The following is a 20,756-nucleotide window of genomic DNA, read 5'->3' as shown; positions in this document are numbered from 1 at the left end:
CGGGACGCCGTCGGGGGACCAGTCCAGACCGGGCTCGGGTTGATGGAACGACGCCAGCATCTCCAGGATCACCTTGCCGTCCTGGCTGGCGGTGACGTGCCGGGTCGCGAACGCGCGTCCGTCGCGGGTGCGGTCGACGTGGAACTCGACGTCGGCGTCGTAGCGGCCGCCGCGGACGAAGTAGGCGTGTAGCGATTGCGGACGCTTGCCGCCATCGACGGTGGCCCCGGCCACGCCCAGTGATTGGGCGGCGATCAGCCCACCGAACAGCCGCTCGGTCGCCCCTCTGCGCGGTTCCCGAATGCAGAAGTCATCACCATCGCGATCGAACTGCAACAGTTCGGCGATCCAGCTCAGCGCGGCCATCGGCCGACGCTATCAACTGCTTGGTTGGGACCTCGGTCACACTCGGGCGAAATAGCGCCCGCCGTCGGAGGCCAGGCGCCCGAACGCTGCTTTGACCACCGGCGCCAGCCCCTTGAACGGGATCGCGAACAACGGCTTCGGCTCGATCGCCACGATCCAGGTGAACTGCGTTTCTCCGTCGCCCGCGGGCTCTACCAGGTAGTCCTCGGCGAACCGGCGCAGCGACGGAATGTTGGCGTGGTCGACGGTGAACGAGTACCGCCGGCCCTCCTCCCACCGGAAGAACGTCTCGTGCACCCGAACGACCCCGGGTGCCAGCGTCACCTCGCGGGAGGTGCCGACGCCGAACGGCCGCGGCGACAGCCACTCGACCTTGTTGACCGACGGGCCCCAGGCGGCCAGAGACTCATCGGAGACCAGCGATTCCCACACCTTTTCCGGCGGTGCGGCGAACCGCTCGTGATAGGTGAAGATGTGCGGCGCCGTCGTGAAGAAGTCGGCGTCCGCGGGTTCCAGAGTGAACTGGGGCATGGTGCCAGCATGCCGCACGACGGCACTCCGGGATACTTGGATCCAAGCGCACAGCGGAGGGGAGATCTATGACGGCGGCGCTCGCCGGCCGCTACGAGCTACGTGGCGTGCTCGGCCGAGGCGGCATGGCCGAGGTGCACGATGGCTGGGACACCCGGCTGTCGCGCCCGGTCGCGATCAAACTGCTCTATCCGGCCCTGGCCGCCGACGAGGTGACGCGTCGGCGGTTCGAGGACGAAGCGCGCGCCGCCGCCGCGCTCAACCATCCCAATATCGTCGCGGTCCACGACAGCGGTGAAGACCACGGGACGCCCTACATCGTGATGGAACGGCTGCCCGGGCCGACCCTGGCCGAGGAGATCGCGGCGGGACCGCTGTCCGCCGACCGCGTGCGCTGGGTGCTGGCCGACCTGCTGGGTGCGCTGACCGCCGCCCACGGCGCGGGCATCCTGCACCGCGACATCAAACCTGGCAACGTCCTGATCACCAGCTCGGGCACCGCCAAGCTTGCCGACTTCGGTATCGCCAAGACGGCCGGAACCGCCCACACACACGTCGGAACCGTGTTCGGCACGCCGGATTACCTCAGCGCGCAACGGATTACGGGCCAGCCGGCGACAGTGTCGGACGATCTGTACGCCGTCGGTGTCCTCGGTTACGAGGCGCTGACCGGACGGCGGCCCTTCGCGCGGGACCATCCGATCGCCACCATGCGCGCCGTCGTCGACGAAGCCCCGATGCCGATCGGCATGCTGCGCCCCGACGTCGACCCCGCTCTGGTCCACGTCCTGGAGCGCGCGATGGCGCGGGACCCGGCCTACCGCTTCGCCGACGCCGCCGAGATGCGGGCGGCATTGCACGCCGCCCCGACCGCTCCGCCCGCGACCCTGATGCTGCCTGCCCCGCTGCCTACCCGGCGGTCGCCCGTCCGGATGGTGCTTGCCGGACTGGCCGTGGCGGCGGCCGGCATCCTCGGGGTCATCCTGTTGATCGCCGATCCGCCGCCGCAGCGCGCGCCGGCCGTGACGCCGGTGACCACCACCGTCGAGCCGACCGTGCCTGCCGCGACAAGCATCCCGACCGTCACGCCGACGCTGCCCGAGGACGAAGGGGAGTGGGGCAACTGGAACGGGAACGGTCAAGACCAGCGGAATAGCAACGGCAACGGGAATGGCAAGGGCCACGGCAAGAAAGGCCATCAACATGAGTGACGGCGCCTGACGCGCTCGGCGGTGGGCCCGAGTTGGGAATAGATGCCGGGGCCGCAACGTTTTCCATTGCATAGAAGTTCTATGTTTTCAATGGATTGGTTCGATATGAGTAATTTCGGCATCAAGTTCTCGACCGTGGTTGGTGGATGCGCTGTTGTTGCGCTGAGTGTGTTCGGGGTCGTCGGAGGCCTGCAGAGTCATCCTGCCTCGCTTCTCGGGTCCGAGCCGGCATCTCCGATGCAGACCGGGGTCACCATCACGCCATCCAACCCGGCGCACGCACCCGAGATCCCGATGGCCACTCCTGGAATCAAGGGACCTGCTCCATTGCCGCTGGAAGAACAAGGGCTACCCGGATAGGCAAGCTGTCGACCGGAAAGGCAAAGGCCCAGACCGGATCTCTCTGGTCTGGGCCTTGATCACACGAGTCGGGGTGGCGGGATTCGAACCCACGACCTCTTCGTCCCGAACCGCGACACCAGTACGTTTGATTGAGTTGGGGTTGTTGGCTGGACGGCAACCACGCTGTTCAGATGCGTTGGAAACGTTGGCTTCGTGCAGTAAGCGGCCGTCGCACTGCGGACTGCCTGAAGACTGGTATTCATCGACGTTTGGCAAACGCCGATGCTTGTCCGCACCCCACGTCAGGCCAAGCAATCTCGTGTGTAGGGAACTTGATTAGTCAGGTAACCTCAGGACCAGCGTGTTCGCCGGTTGGGGGATTGGCATGGCAAACGAATTGGAAGTCGACACGGGTGGCCTGCGCATTGCCGCTGCCAACAGCGACGCCATAGGCGCGGCCTTAGCCTATGCGGGATCCTGCAGCCTGACCACCTCGCGGCCCAGCAGCGCCGGTGTGGCCGCGGTGAACGCAGCGCTGACCTCCATGTGCCAGAGTCAGTCCAGCCGGCTCACCGGCCAAGCCGCCGACCTGACGACCAGCAGTGCCCGCTACGACACCACAGACTCTGACGGCCGCGACGCCATCACCGGAACGGTGACTGTGTGAGCGCTGTGCCGTCCGGTTCGGGCGGTCTACCCACGCGCTCGGAAATCGAGGAGTGGGATACCTCCGACCTCGCCAACGCCGCGACCAGCTGGCGGGCCGCGGCGACTGCGTCTGAGAACGCTTTCGACGAGCTCCGTCAGAACATCTCGTCGCCTGGTGGCACCACATGGGAGGGCAACGCCAAAGACGCGGCGCTCGATCGGGCGACCGCTGATTGCGCAGTGGTCGGCCGGCAAGGCGCCGTGCTGTGCGAGGCCGCCGAGCTGGCAGAGAATGGCGCCTACGACATCATGGCCGCCCAAGGCAAGGTCCTAGAGGCGATCGCCACCGCCGAGAGCAACAGTTTCCGTGTCGGCGAAGACCTCTCGGTCACCGACACCAAGCGGGTGGACGTCTTCTCCATGCGGCAGCGGCAACTCGCCGCGAACGAGCACGCCGAGGATATCCGCTGGACCGCGCAGCAGCTGGCACAGGCGGACAAGCTCGTGGGCGACCGGCTGGAAGCGAAAGCCGCTGAACTGCAAGGAATCCGGTTCGAACGTGAGGATGAGAGGGACAGCTCGTCCGGTCATATACGGCTGGTGGACGACCAGGTCAAGCACGGTGACGAGAGAAAGGGGCAGCAGGGGGAGAAGTCGGGTGCGGCACCCGGTCAGATCGGCCCGTTCGCGGTGCCAAAGGCGGTCGAGCGCGCGGCGAAGAAACCCGAGAGCAAGCCCGCTGCTGCCGGTGACGTCGGGGGCGACCTGGGAGATGTGCTGGGAGTTAACGATCGTCCGACCGAAGGTCCCAGACCGAAGCCCACCGTGGCGTCGCAGATAAGCCCGGAGCAGGTCGAACAGTTCAAGACCGAGGCTCGGAAACTCTTGCGGCAGCGGGGTGTGCCACCCGACGAGATCGAGCAGCAGGTCAACGCCATGGTCGCCGACGCGCGGCGGATGAACGCCCTGCTAGCTGACTTACCGCCGTACACACCAGCCGAGGGATCCGCTCCGCCCAAGCCCAGCTACAGCGACGGATTCGGCGACGCGTGGCGCGGCGCGGAGGATAGCGTTCATGACCTCGTCGGGTACAACGGGATCGAGAACTTCAAGGACGCCTGGAAGGATCTCGGGTCAGGCCTATTCGAGACTGCCACTGACCCGGCCGGCGCCGCGGCCAGACGCATCGAAGGCGAGATTGAAGCATTTCGCAACAACCCCGAATACTGGCTCGGCGGTAAAACCTTCGACGCCGCAGCCACGGCAGCGACCCTGCCTTTCGGCGGTGAGGTCGCCGCCGCCCGCAGCGCGCTTGGCGACGTCGTCAGCCCAGGCGTCCCGCATGAGTTGGTCGACAGTGCCGCTGAACGCATCAATTCCCATCCGCCAATATCGGTAGAACATTCGGTACTCGGCGATCACCCGGCCCATAATCTGGGGGAGATGCCGCTGCCGGTCGACGTGCTGCCTGATTCTGTGCCATTACCGGACACCGGCCCGTATCACCTGCCAGATCCGGCACAATTAACGACACCTCCCGATGGCGCGACGTTCTGGTCCGGAAGGAACGGCGACGGAATTGGTATCGGACCGATCTCGGCGGGGGGTAACGGCGCGGCAGACCTTATCGCTGGAGGCAACAGCGCGACTACTTTAGAGGGCTTGTTGGATGCAAACGGAATACAGCCACCAAAATGGAGCCCCGCCGACGTCTATGCCGACAACTGGTGGTCGGCTGTATCGCAAATCTATGCTGAAAATGCGTCAGGAGAGGTGCATGCCGTAGTCGGCTCCAACTTGCGCCCCGGAAATGTTTGGGAGAATGTTGAACTCCCTCGCCTTATGGACAACCCGAGTGTCACAAAAATCATCGTGATTGACCCCGAAACGGGAATTCATACAACAGTATTTCAACGTTAGGAATCGTGAAAATGAATCCAGACCTGATCAACGAAGCGATAGTTTTGAGTATCTCTGATTCCGCCATACCACGGGTTGACCGTGAGAAACTCATAGACCGCTACGGGCAGAATGATGGGAGGATCATCGCAGATCAGGTTCTGGCGATTGTCAAAGAAGCAGTTGCGATGCCAATCGAATGGGGAAGCATGACCCTCGCCCAAGGAGTCAACGACATCATGACCAGGTTCAGCGTGCTTCACCCCGACCTGTCGCCACAAGCGCTCGAGGAAATCGGCCGATGCGTCGGCTGGCAGCTTCGGTAACGTGCAGTGCACCAGGGCTCACTCGCGGGCTGTGCGGGCGTTCCATTTGAACAGCTGACTGCTGGGGATGTTCGGACCGGGGACTCACCGCCGAGGTGTTAGCGTTCGACCGCGGCAGCTCTGGAAGCGCGGGCAGAAGCACGAGCCGGGTTCGCCCTCCGCCCCACCTCAAGGGTCAACGGGCAGTAGTCAACACGCAAGGTTCTCCACGGAGTAGGCGGCGTATGGGGGCGGCTTCGTGGAAGATCCCGAGGGCGCGCCGAGAGATCCGGGTGAATCTACGACTTCGGGGCTCAACCCGCAGTTCCCGGTCGTGGACGGCTATCACGAGCTGACCCAAGACTAGGTGCTCACCGTGCCCGAACCGATGAACTTCCGTATCGATCGCGAATCGGCAGTGGGTTAACCCCCGGAACGACGCCCCTGCCCACCGCTTGCAGCAGGTTCGAGGCCATGTCTCGCCGCGCGGATTCGACCACGCCGGATGGTCGGAAGGCGGCGTGCACTACCTGACGTACCGCCTCGCAGAAGATGCCAAGGACGGTCGGTCGCCGGCGCTCTACGGCTTCGTGGTGAGCACAGCCGGCCACGTGCAGTTGGTTGTGTACTTCGACAGCGGCGATGATCTGATGTCTGCGCAGACGCTCGTGCGATCGGTGAAAGCCGCGCAGGCGTAAGCCGCGGCATCGCGGACCAAAAGCAAGAAGGCCCTGAACCGGATAACCAGTCAGGGCCTCTCACTTGCGAACACACGAGTCGGGGTGGCGGGATTCGAACCCACGACCTCTTCGTCCCGAACGAAGCGCGCTACCAAGCTGCGCCACACCCCGTGTGAAGCTCCGACAGCGTATCGCACGGGGTACCTCGGACGCCAAACGGCCACCTCTGCGCCGGTTTCTACCTCTGGGCGGTGCGCCGGCGCAGATCACAACCCTGGTGTGGAAACCGACGAAAGTGACGGAGATCGGCGACGGGAAGCAATGAGGGTGTCGGTGGTGTTCTACCCACTGACGACATCCGAACCGACTGGAGTACTCATGACCGTCCTGGGCGCCACCATTTACCTGGGGTTCTTCGCGCTGGCAGCGTTTTGGCTGTTTCTGACGGCCGAGACAGATCAGGACCAGTCGCCCGAGCGCTCGAACTCCGACAGCACCTCCGCCGATTCCGACAGGTCAAGCCCCTGGGCGCTGAGCCAGTCGGTATCGAAGTAGGTGTCCGCGTAGCGGTCACCGCTGTCGGCCAGCAGGGTCACCACCGACCCGCTGCGGCCGTGCGCGATCATCTCGGCCAGGAGCTGGAACGCGCCCCACAGGTTGGTTCCGGTCGACGGCCCGACGCGGCGGCCCAGGACCCGGCTGGCGTGATGCGCCGCGGCCACCGACCCGCAATCGGGGACGGTGATCATCCGATCGACCACACCGGGCAGGAACGACGGCTCCACCCGCGGCCTGCCGATGCCCTCGATGCGTGACGATGCGCCCGTGACGACGTCATCGCGGCCCTGCGCGTAGCCGGGGAAGAACGCCGAGTTCTCCGGGTCGACGACACACAACTGCGTGGCATGCCTGCGGTAGCGGATGTAGCGGCCGATGGTCGCACTGGTGCCACCGGTGCCGGCCCCCGCCACGATCCATTCCGGAACCGGGTGCGGTTCCAGACGCATCTGCTCGTAGATCGACTCGGCGATGTTGTTGTTGCCACGCCAGTCAGTGGCCCGTTCGGCGTTGGTGAACTGGTCCAGGTAGTGCCCGCCGGTCTCCTCGGCCAACCGCTGCGCCTCGGCATACACCTGCGACGACTCCGCGACGAAATGGCAACGGCCGCCTTGGGCTTCGATGAGCGCGATCTTGGAGCCACTGGTCGAGGCGGGTACCACAGCGATGAACGGCAACCCCAGCAGTGCGGCGAAGTAGGCCTCGGACACCGCCGTCGATCCCGAGGACGCCTCGATGATCGTGGTGCCCTCACCGATCCAGCCGTTGCACAACCCGTACAGGAACAGAGACCGGGCCAGCCGGTGCTTGAGGCTGCCGGTGATGTGGGTGGACTCGTCCTTGAGATACAACTGCACGTCGACGTCGCCGCTCCAGGTCGCCGGCAGCGGATAGCGCAACAGATGGGTGTCGGCGCTGCGCTTGGAATCGGCCTCGATCAGCCGCACCGCATTGTCGACCCACCGGCGTGGCCGGGGACGCGACGCGGTGCAGCCCGGTTGGCTCACCGGGCCGAGACGGCCGGGCTGGATTGCCCGGCCCTGATCCCGACGTGGCCGCCGCCGGTCGGCGCTGCGACGAGCGTCAGCAGGGTGGCCTCGGGGCGGCAGCAGAACCGCGCCGGCGCGAACGGCGACGTGCCGATACCCGCGGACACGTGCAGCTGCATGTGGGAACCCCACTTCGAGGCGCCCTTGGCTCGCGACCGGTCCAGTTCGCAGTTGGTCACGATGGCCCCGTAGAACGGCAGGCACAGCTGCCCGCCGTGGGTGTGCCCGGCCAGCACCAGTTGATAACCGTCGGCGGCGAAGCGGTCCAACACCCGCGGTTCGGGGGAGTGCGTGAGCCCCAACGTCAGATTCGCCGCGCCGTTGGCTCGGCCGGCGATGGTGTCGTAGCGGTCGCGCTTGAGGTGCGGATCGTCGACGCCGGCCACCGCGATGTGCTGCCCGGCCACCTCGACGTCCCGACGGATGTGGGTCATGTCGAGCCAGCCACGTTCGGTGAACGCTGCCCGCAGGTCCTGCCACGGCAGCGGCTCACCGTGCGTCCGATGGTCCGGGTTGGTGAGGTAGTTCAGCGGGTTCTTCAGACGCGGCGCGAAATAGTCGTTGCTGCCGAACACGAACAGTCCGGGCGCCGACAGCAGATCGCTCAGTGACTGCACGACGGCGGGCACGGCCTTCGGATGGGCCAGGTTGTCGCCCGTGTTGACCACCAGATCGGGCTCGAGGCGTGCCAGATCGCGCAGCCAGGCCTGCTTGCGGCGCTGGTTGGGCCGCATGTGCAGATCGGACAGGTGCAGCACCCGAAGGGGTGACGAGCCAGGGGCCAGTACCGGCATGGTCGCTTCCCGAAGCACGAACGCATTGCGCTCGATGAGGGTCGCGTAGCCGATCCCGGCAACCAGCGAACCGGCGGTGACGGCAGCTGCCTTCTTCACTGACATGCAGGCAAGCCTACTGCGAACCGATGGTCACGGGGGCGGTGGAGGGCCGAGCACCGGAACGGTGATCGGAGGTAGCCCCGGGATCTCGACGACCGTCTGGCCGATCTCGGGCGGCGGGCCGCCAGGCAGCGGGAACGGGAACTCGGGCGGCGGCGGGGCCGGCGGGATCCCGTTACTGACCTGGATCGTGATGATCGAGCCCGGAATCGTCTGGCCGCTGGGCGCGGTGCCGACGACGGTGCCGGCGCGCGAGCTGCTGTTGACCGAGGCGGAGCCGTCGGCCACCTGGAATCCGGATTCCTTGAGCCGCTGGCGCGCGGCCGTCTCATCCAGTCCGGTCACGGTCGGGACCACCGAGCCGGGGCCGCCGTCGACGTAACGCGGATCTGTCGGCGGCAGGGCGACCGGGCCGAAGTTGTTGGCGATCGGCTTCAGCGCCGTGAACCAGGTACGAGCCGGTTCGTTACCGCCGAACAGATTGCCGTCGCCGCACTGGCGCAGCGGGAACGAGCACAGCTCGCCGGGGCTGGTGGAATCGTCGTAGATGTAGTTGGCCGCGGCGTACTGATTGGTGAAGCCCAGGAAGCCCGACGACCGGTGCGCCTCGGTGGTGCCGGTCTTGCCCGACATCGGCAGGTCCCAGCCGACCGAACCGGCCGACCCGGAGGCGGTGCCGCCGGCCTGGTCGTCCTTGCTCATCGCGTTGGCCAGGGTGTTGGCCAGCCCCTCGGGCACCGCCTGATCGCAGGTCTCGGTGGTCACCGACACCTCCTGGCCGTGGCGATCGAGCACTTGGCCGATCGGATTGGGCGGGCACCAGGTGCCGCCGGAGGCCAGCGTGGCCGCGACATTCGACAATTCGAGTGCGTTGACCTCGATGGGCCCCAGGGTGAACGAGCCGATGTTCTGGCGCTTGACGAAGTCCGCCAGGCTTTCGTTGCTGTCCGGGTCGTAGTCGCGGGCGGTGCCGGGCAGCGCGTAGGACCGCAGCCCCAGCTTGACGGCCATGTCGACCGACCGCTGCACGCCGATCTGCGAGATCAGCTTGGCGAACGCGGTGTTCGGCGAGGTGGCCAGCGCATCGGTGACGCTCATCGAACCCCGGTAGCCACCGGCGTTCTTCACGCACCAGGTTTCCTTCGGGCACCCCGGGGTATCACTGCTGCCCAGCCCCTTGGCCTGGAAGAAACCGGGCACCGCCAGTTGGGTGTTGATGCCCATCCCCATGTCCATGGCTGCGGCCGTGGTGAAGATCTTGAAGATCGATCCGGCGCCGTCGCCGACGAGCGAGAACGGCTGCGGCTGCATGGTCTCGCCGGCATCGGTGTTCAGGCCGTAGGTGCGGTTGCTGCCCATCGCCAGGACCGGGTGGGATTCCTTGCCCGGCTTGATCACGCTCATCACGCTGGCGATGCCGGGTGCGTCCGGGCGGGCGATGCTGTCGATCGCCGACTTCACCGAGCCCTGCACATCGGGGTCCAGCGTGGTCTTGATCAGGTAACCGCCCTTGGCCACCTGCTCCTTGGACAGTCCGGCGCGGGCCAGGTACTCCAGCGCGTAATCGCAGAAGAACGCCCGGTCACCGGCTGCGATGCAGCCACGAGGCAGTTCATTGGGCTGCGGCAGGATGCCCAACGGCTGTTGCTTGGCGGCCCGCAGCGCGTCGGCCTCCTGCGGGATGTTGTCGATCATGGTGTCCAGCACCAGGTTCCGTCGGGCCAGGGCGCCGTCGGGGTTGGTGTACGGGTTCAGCGCACTGGTGGACTGCACCATGCCGGCCAACAGCGCGGCCTGCTGCCAGTTCAGCTCGGAGGCGTTGACGCCGAAATAGGTCTGTGCAGCGTCCTGAACACCGAACGCGCCGTTGCCGAACGAGACCAGGTTCAGATAGCGGGTCAGGATCTCGGGCTTGGTGAAGGTCTTGTCCAGCGTGAGGGCCATCCGGATCTCACGCAGTTTGCGGGCCGGCGTGGTCTCGATGGCGGCGCGGCGCTCGGCATCGGTCTGGGCGATGACGAGCAGCTGGTAGTTCTTCACGTACTGCTGCTCGATGGTCGAACCGCCACGGGTGTCGGAGTCGCCGCGCATGTATCCGGTGAGGCCGGTCAGCGTGCCCTGCCAGTCCACGCCGTTGTGTTCGGCGAACCGCTTGTCCTCGATGGAGACCAGGGCAAGCTTCATGGTGTTGGCGATCTGATCGCTCGGCACCTCGAAGCGTCGCTGTGAATACAGCCACGCGATGGTGTTGCCCTTGGCGTCGACCATGGTCGAGACCTGCGGAACCTCACCGTCGACCAGGGCGGCCGAGCCGTTGGCCACCACGTCGGAAGCCCGGTTCGACATCAGGCCGAATCCACCCACCAACGGGAACATGAAGGTGGCCGCCAGCACACTCGCGAGCAGGACGCACCAGGCGAGTTTGATGATGGTGACCGCTTGGGGTGGCTGCGCGGGCGGTCGTGTCGGCGGCTCCGGCATGGGTACAGAGTAGCCAGGTCGCCGAGCGGCGCTGCCTGTGAGCGGGCCCCGCGGACATATCGCGCTTGCCTGCAGAAACACCTCGGTGCGCACCGAACCGGGTCAGACGGCACGGCCGTCCCAAAAAAGTGGGCGACAAACTGTTGCGTAAATACCCTCTGACCACCTAGCTTGGACACACAGTGCGATCCAGGTAACACGGGCTGTCGCAATGTGGCGTAGATCGCAATAGCGTTCTACACCGGAAGGTTCAACGCCCGTCATCTGGGGAGATGACAGGAACGAAGGGATCGCTGGTGTCAGGTACAAGAACTGTCGCAGACAAGATGAACGCTTCCGCCCCCGCCACGAATCTGGTCCATCGAGGCGAAGGTGAAGCCCGGATCGCCTGGGTCTCACAGGCACGATGCCGTCAAGCCGATCCGGACGAGCTGTTCGTCCGCGGTGCCGCGCAACGCAAAGCCGCGGTGATCTGCCGGCACTGCCCGGTGATCCTCGAATGTGGTGCCGATGCACTCGACAACCGCGTGGAGTTCGGCGTCTGGGGCGGGATGACCGAACGTCAGCGTCGTGCCCTGCTCAAGCAGCATCCCGAAGTCATTTCCTGGGCCGAGTTCTTCGCAGCCCAGCGCAAGCACCACCGCAGCGCGGTCTAGCGCCGGTGTCCTCTCGCGGGCTGACCTGGCCCGCGCGCGCCAAAGTCCAGCCGACGGTAGTGTATTCGGTTGTGGCACATGGTAATCAGCGGCAGTGAGTGAGCCTGCCAGCGTTCTTCCGTTGTCGGCGATGGTTTCTGGCGCCGCCGGCATGTTGATGCCGCTACCGACCGCCGAACCCGCCGACGATCCGTTGTTGAATGACGTCGTCCTGCATGAGCCCGGCACCCCGGCGGACTACACCGGCACCATCGTGTTGGTCAGCACCCGCGTCGAGGATCGCTTCGCACTCGGGTCGTTGCTCGACGAGGTGGGAACCGCTGCGGCCATTGTGCTTCCACCCGACGCGGCAACCGACGTATCGATGTTGCCCGTCCACTCCACGAGGTTGTTCCGGCGTTCGCCCTGGGTGGGCTGGAGCGAACTGTTCCGGGTCCTGATCCGGCTGCTCGGTGCGGGCCGCATCGTCAACCCGGCCCCGCAGGTGGACAACCTGCAGGCCCTGGCCCGCTGGATCAGCAGCCAGACCGGCGCCGCGGTGACCATCGAGGATCTGGATTCCCGCGTGCTGGCCTATGCCGTCGTGGGGCCGGATGTCGATCCGATTCGGAACCAGACGATCCTGGGCGGTGCGGTACCCGCCTGGCGGGTCGAACGGCTCATGTCCACCGGATTCCTGCCCGCGGTCTGGCGATCCGATGACGTGGTCGTGCGCAACGCCGAGGATGACGACCCGGCCCGCATGGTGGTGTCGATGAAATCCGGCACCGAAACGCTGGGCACCATCTGGGCGGCGCTGGACGACGCTACCGACCGCGAAGAACTGCGACAGCTGCTGTTGCAGGTACGCCAGACCGCCGCGGCGATGATGTTGCGGGAAGTTCACCGCGACCAATACGAACGTCGCCTCCAGGAATCGGCCCTGGTCGACCTGCTCTCGCGTGGGGTGGACCCTGGAGTCCCGGCGGCCTTGCTCGGGCTGCAGCCAGACAGCAGACACGCTGTCCTGGCGCTGGGCGCCGACACGTCTGCGTCGCGCGCCCTGATGTTCCATGTCCAGGCGCTCCGCGCCGGCGCCCGCACGGCACGGGTCGGGGACGAACTGCTCATCGTGCTTCCGGTGCTGGACGACGAATCCGCCGAGACGGATCTGGCCGACAGCCTGTCCAGACACCTGGCCCGGGTTTCGCCTGCCCACGCGGGCGCGGTCGCCGTCGGCCCCGTCGTCGAGGCCATCGCCTACCTGCGCGACTCTGCCATCGTCGCGCGTCAGGTTCTCGACGCTGCCGCGCTCAGAGCCGCACACCCGCCGCAGGCCAGGCAGCCGGTTCTCACGGCTGCCGACGTGCCCGACGCACTGGCCCTGGTGCGGGCGGCCGACCTGCTCGATCCGATGGCCGACGTGATGACAGAACCCCTGTCAGCCCTGCGCCGGCACGACACCGACCACGGCACGGCATTCATCGACACCGTCGCCGCGGTGCTCGACCATCCCGGCAATCTGACCGGAGCCGCCCGCGAATTGGGCATCCACGCCAACTCACTGCGGTACCGGCTGGACCGGATCCGGGTGGTCTCCGACATCGACCTGCAGTCACCGGCGGCCAGGCTCCGCGCGGCCCTGGGCCTGCTGGTGTGGGAACGCCGCGCGGGCCGCTCTCCCGTAGAGATCGACAAGAAACCGGGATCTGGTTAGTGCATTTCGGAGACACCGCCACCCGCGTCGCGGCACTTCCTCTGAATCCGACGAAGATCCGCGCGAAATTCCTCAGCTCGTATGGCTCTCACCACCAACCGCCGCATTCATAGGGTTTATCTGTGATTGATGCACCCCCGCGAACCAGGGATAACCTGCCGACTCCGGACACCCTGCTGCGCCGCCGCGAACAGGTCGTCGGCGATGTTGCCCGGCAGGCGTTCATCGACGACTTGCACCCGCTGTGCGGAGTCGTCGACCTGGACACGCTCGATGAGCTGATGCGGTCGTTGAGCCAGGCTTATCCGGCAACCATGCCGGCACTGCACACCATCGCGGCCAAGGCGATCACGCTGCGTCCGGTGCTCACCCGGTTCGCCCAGGCGGGATTCGGCTGCGAGGTGGCCAGCCCCGGCGAACTCCAACTCGCGCTGGCCGCAGGCTTTCCCGCCGAACACATCGTGTTCGACTCCCCGGCGAAGACCGCGACCGAGATCGAGCAGGCACTGGCGCTCGGGATCTCGTTCAACATCGACAACTTCGAAGAACTGGCGCGGGTGGACCAGGCCGTCGCCCGGGTGGGTGGGCACCGATCGGTCATCGGCATGCGACTGAATCCGCAGACCGGGGCCGGGGCCATCGGCGCCATGAGCACCGCGACGTCGACGTCCAAATTCGGAATCGGTCTGGCCGACCATCGCGAAACTGTCATCGCCGCCTTCGCGACCCGGCCCTGGCTGACGCAGCTACACGTGCACAGCGGTTCGCAGGGCCTGAGTCTGGAACACGCTGCCGAGGGGGTCCGGCTGATCACCGATCTCGCAGCCGACATCACGGCGCGTACCGGGCATCAGCAGGTTCGCCGCATCGACATCGGTGGCGGGTTGCCGGTCAACTTCAGCTCGGACGACATCGTCCCGACCTTCGCCGATCACCGCGCCGTCCTGGAGCGCATGGTGCCGGAACTCTTCGATGGCACATACGGTTTGGTCACCGAGTTCGGCCGGGCGTTGACGGCCAAGGCGGGCACCATCGTGGCCAGAGTCGAGTACACGAAGGTCACCGGGGGCAGGCAGATCGCCATCACCCATGCCGGTGTGCAGGTGGCGACCCGCACGATTTTCGGGCCGGGGGAATGGCCGTTGCGGATCGAGGTGTACGACGCGCAGGGCCGGCGCCGCGCCGAGCAGTCTCAGCTGCAGGACATCGCAGGTCCGGCGTGCTTCACCGGCGACATGCTGGCCGTCGGCCGAGAACTACCCCTCGTCCACCAAGGGGACCTGGTGGCCGTACCGGACACCGGCGGCTACTACTTCTCAACCCACTTCTCCTACAACGCATTACCGCGGCCCGCGGTCTACGCGGTGGAGACCGACCCGGACGGCGGCCGACGCTGGTCGCTGGTCCGGCGCGCCCAGACGATCGAACAGATCGTGACCGAGGCCGGCGAACCCTCGCTCGTGCCCCTGCCCATCCGCCCCTGCGACTGATTGCGACCGCCACATGCTCGAATCGGAACCCCAGTTGTCCTCCGTCGATGAACCCCGCTCCGGACTGGCCAGATCGCTGAAAACGCGGCACATGACCATGATCGCGATCGGCGGGGCCATCGGTGCGGGGCTGTTCGTCGGTAGCGGCGCAGTCATCAAGACCGCCGGGCCCGCCGCGATCCTGTCCTATGTTCTGGCCGGCGCTCTGGTGCTGTGCACCCTGCGCATGCTGGGCGAGATGGTGGTCGCAAAGCCGAGGACCGGTGCCTTCGCCGACTACGCCAGGATGGGGATCGGCCCGTGGGCCGGCTTCACCCTCGGCTGGTTGTACTGGTACTACTACGTGATCATCATCGCGGTGGAAGCCGTTGCGGGGGCCAAGATCCTGTCAGTCTGGGTCGGCTTGCCACTGTGGATCATGGCCATGCTGCTGATGGCGGTGATGACCGTGACCAACCTGATCTCGGTGCGTTGGTTCGGCGAATTCGAGTTCTGGTTCTCCGGTATCAAGGTCGCCGCCATCGTGTCCTTCATCGTGCTGGGCCTGCTGTGGGTATCGGGAGTGTGGCCGGGCGACACCAGTGGGCTGAGCAATCTGGTGTCCCACGGCGGGTTCGCGCCCAACGGCGTCGGGGCGATCCTGGGCGCCGTCGTGGTGGTGATCTTTGCGTTCGGCGGAGCTGAGATCGTCACCATCGCCGCCGCCGAGAGCGCCGAGCCGGCCAAGTCGGTGGCCAGGGCCACCACCGGGGTCATCTGGCGGATCATCCTGTTCTACGTCGGGTCGATCTTCCTGGTCGTGTGCATCCTGCCGTGGAACGACGCATCCGTGCTGTCCAGCCCGTACGTGGCCGCCCTGGACAAACTGCAGATTCCCGGCGCCGGCGTGATCATGAACTTCGTCATCCTCACCGCGGTGCTCTCGGTGCTGAACTCGTCGATCTACACGTCCTCGCGCATGCTGCGGGTGCTCGCGTCGCACGGTGACGCACCAGAGTGGTTGGTGCGCACCAACTCCCGCGGTGTCCCGACCAGGGCCGTGCTGGCCAGCACGGTCATCGGCTGGATCTCCGTGGTGCTCGCCTACATCGCCCCCGACTCGCTGTTCCTGTTCCTGGTGAACTCGTGCGGCGTCGTCGCCATCTTCATGTACGTGATGATCGGTATCTCCGAGCTGCGGGTGCGCCGGGCCATCGAACGTGACGACCCGTCCAAGCTGACGCTGAAGATGTGGTTCTTCCCGTATCTGACCATCGTGGTGATCGCGTGTTTCGTACTGGTCCTGGTTGCCATGCTGTTCGACGTCGATCAGCGCGTCCAACTGTTGGCCAGCGTCCTGAGTCTCGTTGTGGTCGTGGTGGCCTACGTCCTGCGCAAGCGGTTCGGGCGGGTACCCGTCGACGCCGACGTCGCCGAAGTGGCATGAGCGCGTTCTTCTCCCGAGCCTCGTCCTGGCTGGCCGACGCCGCGACCTGGTCGGCCCGCATCACCGACCTGAGCACCGGCCGGACCCTGTGGGAGCACACGCCGGACCGCGTGCTCAAGACGGCCAGTGTGGGGAAGGTCTTCCTACTGGCCGAGGTCGCCCGCCGATTCGACGACGTGACCCTGGACCCCGGCGAAGTCCTCGCCGCCACCGCTGAGGACCAGGTGGCAGATTCCGGCGTCCTCTACCTGTTACGGCAGCAGGACCAACGGATCGATGACCTGTGCCTGCTGATCGGTGCGGTCAGCGACAACATGGCCACCAACATGCTGCTTCGCCGGCTCGGTCTCGACGAGGTGCAACGCGCCACCCGCGACCTCGGGTTCACCGAGAGCGGGTTACGAGACCGGGTGCGGCTGAACAGATCCCAGGACGATCCGCTCACCCTTTCCACGGGGAACGCCGCGGAACTCTGCGAGTTCGTGGCGCGCCTGCAGAGGGGTGACATCCACACGCCGGCGGTGTCCGAGCGGTTGCGGCGCTGGCTCGGCGTCAACACCGATCTGTCCATGGTGGCGCGGGCATTCGGCCTGGACCCGCTGGCACACACCGAGCCCGACGCCGGGTTCGAACTCTGGAACAAGACCGGGACCATCTCCGACGCGCGGATCGACATCGGATGTGTCGGGAACCCGGACAGCGGATGCCGGGTGGGCTACGCGGTCCTGGCCAATTGGGCCTTGGGCGAAAACCATCGCGATCCGGTGTTGGAAGCGATGGGACTGCTGGGGACCGAGATCCGCCGCTACCTGGAAGGCGCCGATCAGGCGGCGCCGGCCGCCTCCCCGGTGATCTGATCGGCGATCGCGCGCAGCGCGTCGAGATCCGAGACATCGAACGGCAGTGACGGCACCCCGACGATCGCGACATGCGGGTTGGCGCCGGTGAACCGGGACAGCAGCCGGATCTCACGCTTGGCGGTGTGGGCCCGGTCGGCGTGGATCCGCAGCACGGCCTCGGCCAGCGGGTCCGAACCCTCGGCCGCCAACGCGTCGGCGGCTTCCTCGGCCTTGTCGGCATGCAGATCGCACAGCGTGGGGTGGGTGCGGTTGAGGATCAGCCCGGCCAGCGGCATGTGTTCGTTCGACAGCCGGTCGACGAAGAACGAGGCCTCGCGCAGTGCGTCGGGCTCGGCCGCCGACACCACCACGAACTGAGTGCCGCGGCGCTTGAGCAATTCATAGGTCCGGTCGGCCTTCTCGCGGAACCCGCCGAAGGTGGCGTCCAGTGACTGCACGAAACCTGCTGCATCGGAGAGCATTTGCGATCCGAGCACCGTGGACAGGGCCTTCATCGCCAGCCCGACGGCGCCGGTGACCAGCCGGCCGATCCCGCGTCCCGGCGCCAGCAGCATCCGCCACAGCCGACTGTCCATGAAGCTGCCCAACCGCTTCGGGGCATCGAGGAAGTCCAGGGCGTTGCGCGACGGCGGGGTGTCCACCACCACCAGATCCCACTTGTCCTCGGCCAGCAGCTGGCCGAGCTTCTCCATGGCCATGTACTCCTGCGTGCCGGCCAGCGAGGTCGCCACGGTTTGGTAGAACTGGTTCTCCAGAATGGAATCGGCGCGGTCCGGCCCGGAGTACTGCACCACCATCTCGTCGAACGTGCGGCGCATGTCCAGCATCATCGCGTGCAGCTCCCCGGTGACCTCCGGGGCCAGCGGAACCCGCTGCGGGGTGTTCCCGAGATCCTTGATGCCCAGCGCCTGGGCCAGTCGCTTGGCCGGGTCGATGGTCAGCACCACGACGGTGCGGCCGTACTCCGCGGCCCGCAGCGCCATCGCGGCCGCGGTGGTGGTCTTGCCGACTCCGCCTGCGCCGCAACACACTACGACGCGGTTGGCGGTGTCGGACAGGATGGTGTGCATGTCAAGGGCGGGCGGTTTGGTGCTCACTATCTGACCCCCTGCTGTTCCAGTGCTTCGGCGAGTTCATACAGGCTGCCCAGGTCGACACCATCGGCCAGCGACGGCAGCTCGAGGCGGGGGACGTCGATGGCATCGAGCAGTTCGGCACTCTCGGCGCGTGCCGCGATCCGGGTGGCGTGCTGGATGGACTCGGTCAGCAGGCCCGCGAAATCGTTGTCCGCCAACGTGATTCCAGCCTTATCCAGGCCCGCGCGGACGGCGTCGGCGTCGATGTCACCCTCGGCGGCCTTGGCCAGATCCTCGGTGGGCAGGTAGGCCGGGATGTTGCGGTTGACGATCACGCTGCCGATCGGCAGGCCCATCTCGGTGAGTTCGTCGATGGCTTCCAGCGTTTCCTGGATGGGCAGCGCTTCCAGCAGCGTCACCAGGTGGATGGCGGTCTGCTCGGAGTGCAGCAGCTTGACCACACCGTCGGCCTGCGAGTGCACGGGCCCACCCTTGGCGAGGTCGGAGACCGCCTTGGTGACGTCCAGGAACCGCGGGATGCGGCCGGTGGGAGGGGAATCCACCACCACGGCGTCGTAAACGCCGCGCTTGCCCTTGGCGTCCTTCGAGGTGCGCGTCACGATTTCTTTGATCTTGCCGGTGAGCAGCACGTCACGCAGACCGGGAGCGATCGTGGTCGCGAATTCGATGGCACCGATGCGGCGCATGGCCCGGCCGGCCAGGCCGAGGTTGTAGAACATGTCGAGGTACTCCAGGAACGCGGCCTCGATGTCGATCGCGAGCGCGTTGACCTGTCCGCCGCCATCGGCCGTGGCCACCTTGACTTCCTCGTACGGCAGCGGCGGCACGTCGAACAACTGCGCGATGCCCTGGCGCTCCTCGACCTCCACCAGCAGCACCTTGCGGCCGCCGGCCGCCAGGGCCAGCGCCAGTGCGGCTGCGACGGTGGACTTGCCGGTACCGCCCTTGCCGGAAACGAAATGCAGCCGGGCCTTTGTGAGCCTTGACGGCCAGCCGACGTGTTTGGCGCCGCTCTCTGTGGTTGCCACCAGTGCATGCTAACCAAGCCTGGGTGTCCGACCGATAAGCTCGGGCCATGAGCGAAGGAACTAGGTGGGCGGCGTGAGCGAAGCGACCAAATGGGAATACGCCACGGTGCCGTTGTTGACCCACGCCACGAAACAGATTCTCGATCAGTGGGGGCAGGACGGCTGGGAGCTGGTCTCCGTGCTGCCCGGCCCGACGGGCGAGCAGCACGTCGCCTACCTGAAGCGGCCGAAGTGACCAACTCCCAGCGGCTGGCCGAGCTCGGCATCGAACTGCCGGACGTCGTCGCCCCGCTGGCCGCGTACGTCCCCGCGGTCCGGACCGGCAACCTCGTCTACACCGCCGGTCAGCTGCCGATCCAGGCCGGCGAGCTGCTGGCCACCGGCAAGGTCGGCGCGGAGATCAGCCCCGAGCAGGGCAACGAGCTGGCCCGGGTCTGCGGCCTCAACGCGCTGGCCGCCGTGCACGCGCTGGTGGGCATCGACTCCGTCGTCCGGATCATCAAGGTGACGGGGTTCGTCGCATCCGCAGCCGGATTCAGCGGACAGCCGGGCGTCGTCAACGGTGCCTCCGAACTGTTCGGCGAGATCTTCGGTGAGGCGGGCGCGCATGCGCGTTCGGCCGTCGGCGTGTCGGAACTGCCGCGCAACGCGCCGGTCGAAGTCGAGATCATCGTCGAAACCGCGTGACCGCGGCGGAGCACCCGGCCTACGGGCTGTTACGGCCGGTGACCGAATCGGCCTCGGTGCTGCTGTGCGACAACCCGGGGCTGATGACCCTGGAGGGCACCAACACGTGGGTGCTGCGCGGCCCGGGCAGTGACGAGATCGTCATCGTCGACCCCGGACCCGACGATGCGGCGCACATCGCCCGCATCGCCGAACTGGGCACCGTCGCGTTGGTGTTGATCAGTCACAAGCACGAGGACCACACCGGCGGCATCGACAAGCTTGTGGACCTGACCGGCGCCACGGTCCGTTCGGTCGGCAGTGGCTTCCTGCGAGGCCTCGGCGGTCCGCTGACCGATGGTGAGGTGATCGACGCGGCCGGGCTGCGGATCAAGGTGATGGCCACCCCCGGCCACACCGTCGACTCATTGTCGTTCGTGCTCGACGACGACAACGGGCAAGGGGCGGTACTGACCGCCGACACCGTGCTGGGCCGCGGCACCACCGTCATCGACACCGAGGACGGCAGCCTGCGTGACTACCTGGAATCCCTGCGACGGCTGCAGGGCCTGGGCGCCCGGACGGTGCTGCCCGGCCACGGACCCGATCTGCCGAATCTGCACGAGGTGACCGCGATGTACCTGGCGCACCGCGACGAGCGGTTGGACCAGGTCCGGGCGGCACTACGGGAACTCGGTGAGGACGCCTCGGCTCGCCAGGTCGTCGAGCACGTCTACACCGACGTCGACCAGAAACTGTGGGACGCCGCCGAGAAGAGCGTGCAGGCCCAGCTGGACTATCTGCGGGCCTGAGCCCGGAAACGCCGAAACGGCATTCCGGCAGCTGGTTACTCGAACAAATGCTGCTGGAA

Annotated in this window: 21 protein-coding genes and 1 tRNA gene; 14 read left to right on the top strand and 8 right to left on the bottom strand. The window is 66.5% G+C overall.

The features are described from left to right. Both A5779_RS09630 and A5779_RS09625 read right to left on the bottom strand, forming a co-directional pair. Positions 1–366, bottom strand: a 366-nt coding sequence (locus A5779_RS09630) for an acyl-CoA thioesterase (RefSeq protein WP_207549057.1), incomplete at its 3' end; no start/stop codon positions are given. A 36-nt stretch (positions 367–402) separates the two neighbouring features. Further along, on the bottom strand, positions 403–897 hold the full coding sequence (locus tag A5779_RS09625; protein ID WP_064881219.1) for an SRPBCC family protein: 495 nt from the start codon (positions 895–897) through the stop codon (positions 403–405). 68 nt (positions 898–965) lie between these two features. On the opposite strand from A5779_RS09625, the gene A5779_RS09620 reads away from it, so the two are divergent. The 6 genes from A5779_RS09620 (at position 966) to A5779_RS34445 (ending at position 6,000) form a co-directional block, all read left to right on the top strand. Then, positions 966–2,108: a serine/threonine-protein kinase gene (locus A5779_RS09620; RefSeq protein WP_064881217.1), complete on the top strand. Its 1,143-nt coding sequence runs from the start codon at positions 966–968 to the stop codon at positions 2,106–2,108. Positions 2,109–2,198: 90 nt separating this feature from the next. Beyond that, positions 2,199–2,468 carry a hypothetical protein gene (locus tag A5779_RS09615; RefSeq protein WP_110777052.1) on the top strand — a complete coding sequence of 90 codons (270 nt, stop codon included), beginning with the start codon at positions 2,199–2,201 and terminating at the stop codon, positions 2,466–2,468. 367 nt (positions 2,469–2,835) lie between these two features. Continuing rightward, positions 2,836–3,117: a type VII secretion target gene (locus tag A5779_RS09610; RefSeq protein WP_064881215.1), complete on the top strand. Its 282-nt coding sequence runs from the start codon at positions 2,836–2,838 to the stop codon at positions 3,115–3,117. Beyond that, positions 3,114–5,018, top strand: coding sequence for a hypothetical protein (locus A5779_RS34280; RefSeq protein WP_064881213.1), 1,905 nt, complete (start codon positions 3,114–3,116; stop codon positions 5,016–5,018). The genes A5779_RS09610 and A5779_RS34280 overlap by 4 nt, the downstream gene beginning before the upstream one ends. Before the next feature lie 11 nt (positions 5,019–5,029). Beyond that, positions 5,030–5,323, top strand: coding sequence for a hypothetical protein (locus tag A5779_RS09600; protein WP_064881211.1), 294 nt, complete (start codon positions 5,030–5,032; stop codon positions 5,321–5,323). A gap of 500 nt (positions 5,324–5,823) precedes the next feature. Continuing rightward, a complete protein-coding gene (locus tag A5779_RS34445; RefSeq protein ID WP_236734711.1) occupies positions 5,824–6,000 on the top strand; it encodes a hypothetical protein in 177 nt (58 codons plus the stop codon). 79 nt (positions 6,001–6,079) lie between these two features. Here the strand turns inward: A5779_RS34445 and A5779_RS09595 are convergent. The 4 genes from A5779_RS09595 to ponA2 form a co-directional block, all read right to left on the bottom strand. Continuing rightward, a tRNA-Pro gene (locus A5779_RS09595) sits at positions 6,080–6,153 on the bottom strand. Positions 6,154–6,440: 287 nt separating this feature from the next. Continuing rightward, entirely contained in the window at positions 6,441–7,547 is a 1,107-nt protein-coding gene (gene cds1, locus A5779_RS09590; protein ID WP_064881209.1) for an L-cysteine desulfhydrase Cds1, read from the bottom strand. After that, entirely contained in the window at positions 7,544–8,488 is a 945-nt protein-coding gene (locus A5779_RS09585) for a metallophosphoesterase (RefSeq protein ID WP_064881207.1), read from the bottom strand. Before A5779_RS09585 ends, cds1 begins: the two co-directional genes overlap by 4 nt. Positions 8,489–8,515: 27 nt before the next feature. Beyond that, positions 8,516–10,966, bottom strand: a complete 2,451-nt coding sequence (gene ponA2, locus A5779_RS09580) for a transglycosylase/D,D-transpeptidase PonA2 (RefSeq protein WP_064881206.1) — start codon at positions 10,964–10,966, stop codon at positions 8,516–8,518. 326 nt (positions 10,967–11,292) lie between these two features. Here ponA2 and A5779_RS09575 point away from each other — a divergent pair, with 326 nt between their 5' ends. The 5 genes from A5779_RS09575 to A5779_RS09555 all read left to right on the top strand — a co-directional run bounded on the left by A5779_RS09575 (position 11,293) and on the right by A5779_RS09555 (position 17,091). Next, the gene (locus tag A5779_RS09575; RefSeq protein ID WP_019347376.1) at positions 11,293–11,622 is read left to right on the top strand and encodes a WhiB family transcriptional regulator; all 330 of its coding nucleotides are present in this window, start codon (positions 11,293–11,295) and stop codon (positions 11,620–11,622) included. A 94-nt stretch (positions 11,623–11,716) separates the two neighbouring features. After that, a complete protein-coding gene (locus A5779_RS09570; RefSeq protein WP_064881204.1) occupies positions 11,717–13,318 on the top strand; it encodes a PucR family transcriptional regulator in 1,602 nt (533 codons plus the stop codon). A 122-nt stretch (positions 13,319–13,440) separates the two neighbouring features. After that, positions 13,441–14,808 (top strand): type III PLP-dependent enzyme domain-containing protein, encoded by a 1,368-nt coding sequence (locus A5779_RS09565; RefSeq protein ID WP_064881202.1) that lies wholly within the window; start codon positions 13,441–13,443, stop codon positions 14,806–14,808. A 13-nt stretch (positions 14,809–14,821) separates the two neighbouring features. After that, positions 14,822–16,234 carry an amino acid permease gene (locus A5779_RS09560; RefSeq protein WP_064881200.1) on the top strand — a complete coding sequence of 471 codons (1,413 nt, stop codon included), beginning with the start codon at positions 14,822–14,824 and terminating at the stop codon, positions 16,232–16,234. After that, on the top strand, positions 16,231–17,091 hold the full coding sequence (locus tag A5779_RS09555; protein WP_064881198.1) for a serine hydrolase: 861 nt from the start codon (positions 16,231–16,233) through the stop codon (positions 17,089–17,091). The genes A5779_RS09560 and A5779_RS09555 overlap by 4 nt, the downstream gene beginning before the upstream one ends. Here A5779_RS09555 and A5779_RS09550 read toward each other — a convergent pair. Further along, positions 17,058–18,191 carry an ATPase BagB gene (locus tag A5779_RS09550; protein WP_064881196.1) on the bottom strand — a complete coding sequence of 378 codons (1,134 nt, stop codon included), beginning with the start codon at positions 18,189–18,191 and terminating at the stop codon, positions 17,058–17,060. The genes A5779_RS09555 and A5779_RS09550 overlap by 34 nt on opposite strands. Beyond that, positions 18,191–19,222, bottom strand: coding sequence for an ATPase BagA (locus A5779_RS09545; RefSeq protein ID WP_207549059.1), 1,032 nt, complete (start codon positions 19,220–19,222; stop codon positions 18,191–18,193). Before A5779_RS09545 ends, A5779_RS09550 begins: the two co-directional genes overlap by 1 nt. Before the next feature lie 70 nt (positions 19,223–19,292). Between A5779_RS09545 and A5779_RS33500 the strand changes: the two genes are divergently transcribed. The 3 genes from A5779_RS33500 to A5779_RS09535 are packed head-to-tail and all read left to right on the top strand — an operon-like array spanning position 19,293 to position 20,697. Further along, positions 19,293–19,454: a Sp36 family protein gene (locus A5779_RS33500; protein WP_088305483.1), complete on the top strand. Its 162-nt coding sequence runs from the start codon at positions 19,293–19,295 to the stop codon at positions 19,452–19,454. Further along, positions 19,451–19,906 carry a RidA family protein gene (locus A5779_RS09540; RefSeq protein ID WP_064881192.1) on the top strand — a complete coding sequence of 152 codons (456 nt, stop codon included), beginning with the start codon at positions 19,451–19,453 and terminating at the stop codon, positions 19,904–19,906. Before A5779_RS33500 ends, A5779_RS09540 begins: the two co-directional genes overlap by 4 nt. Next, positions 19,903–20,697: an MBL fold metallo-hydrolase gene (locus A5779_RS09535; RefSeq protein ID WP_064881190.1), complete on the top strand. Its 795-nt coding sequence runs from the start codon at positions 19,903–19,905 to the stop codon at positions 20,695–20,697. Before A5779_RS09540 ends, A5779_RS09535 begins: the two co-directional genes overlap by 4 nt. Positions 20,698–20,756: the final 59 nt, after the last annotated feature.

Source organism: Mycolicibacterium peregrinum, assembly GCF_001665625.1.
Lineage (GTDB): Bacteria > Actinomycetota > Actinomycetes > Mycobacteriales > Mycobacteriaceae > Mycobacterium > Mycobacterium peregrinum_B.
The sequence above is the reverse complement of the archived record's forward strand: the minus strand, read 5'-3'. Positions and strand labels throughout refer to the sequence as shown.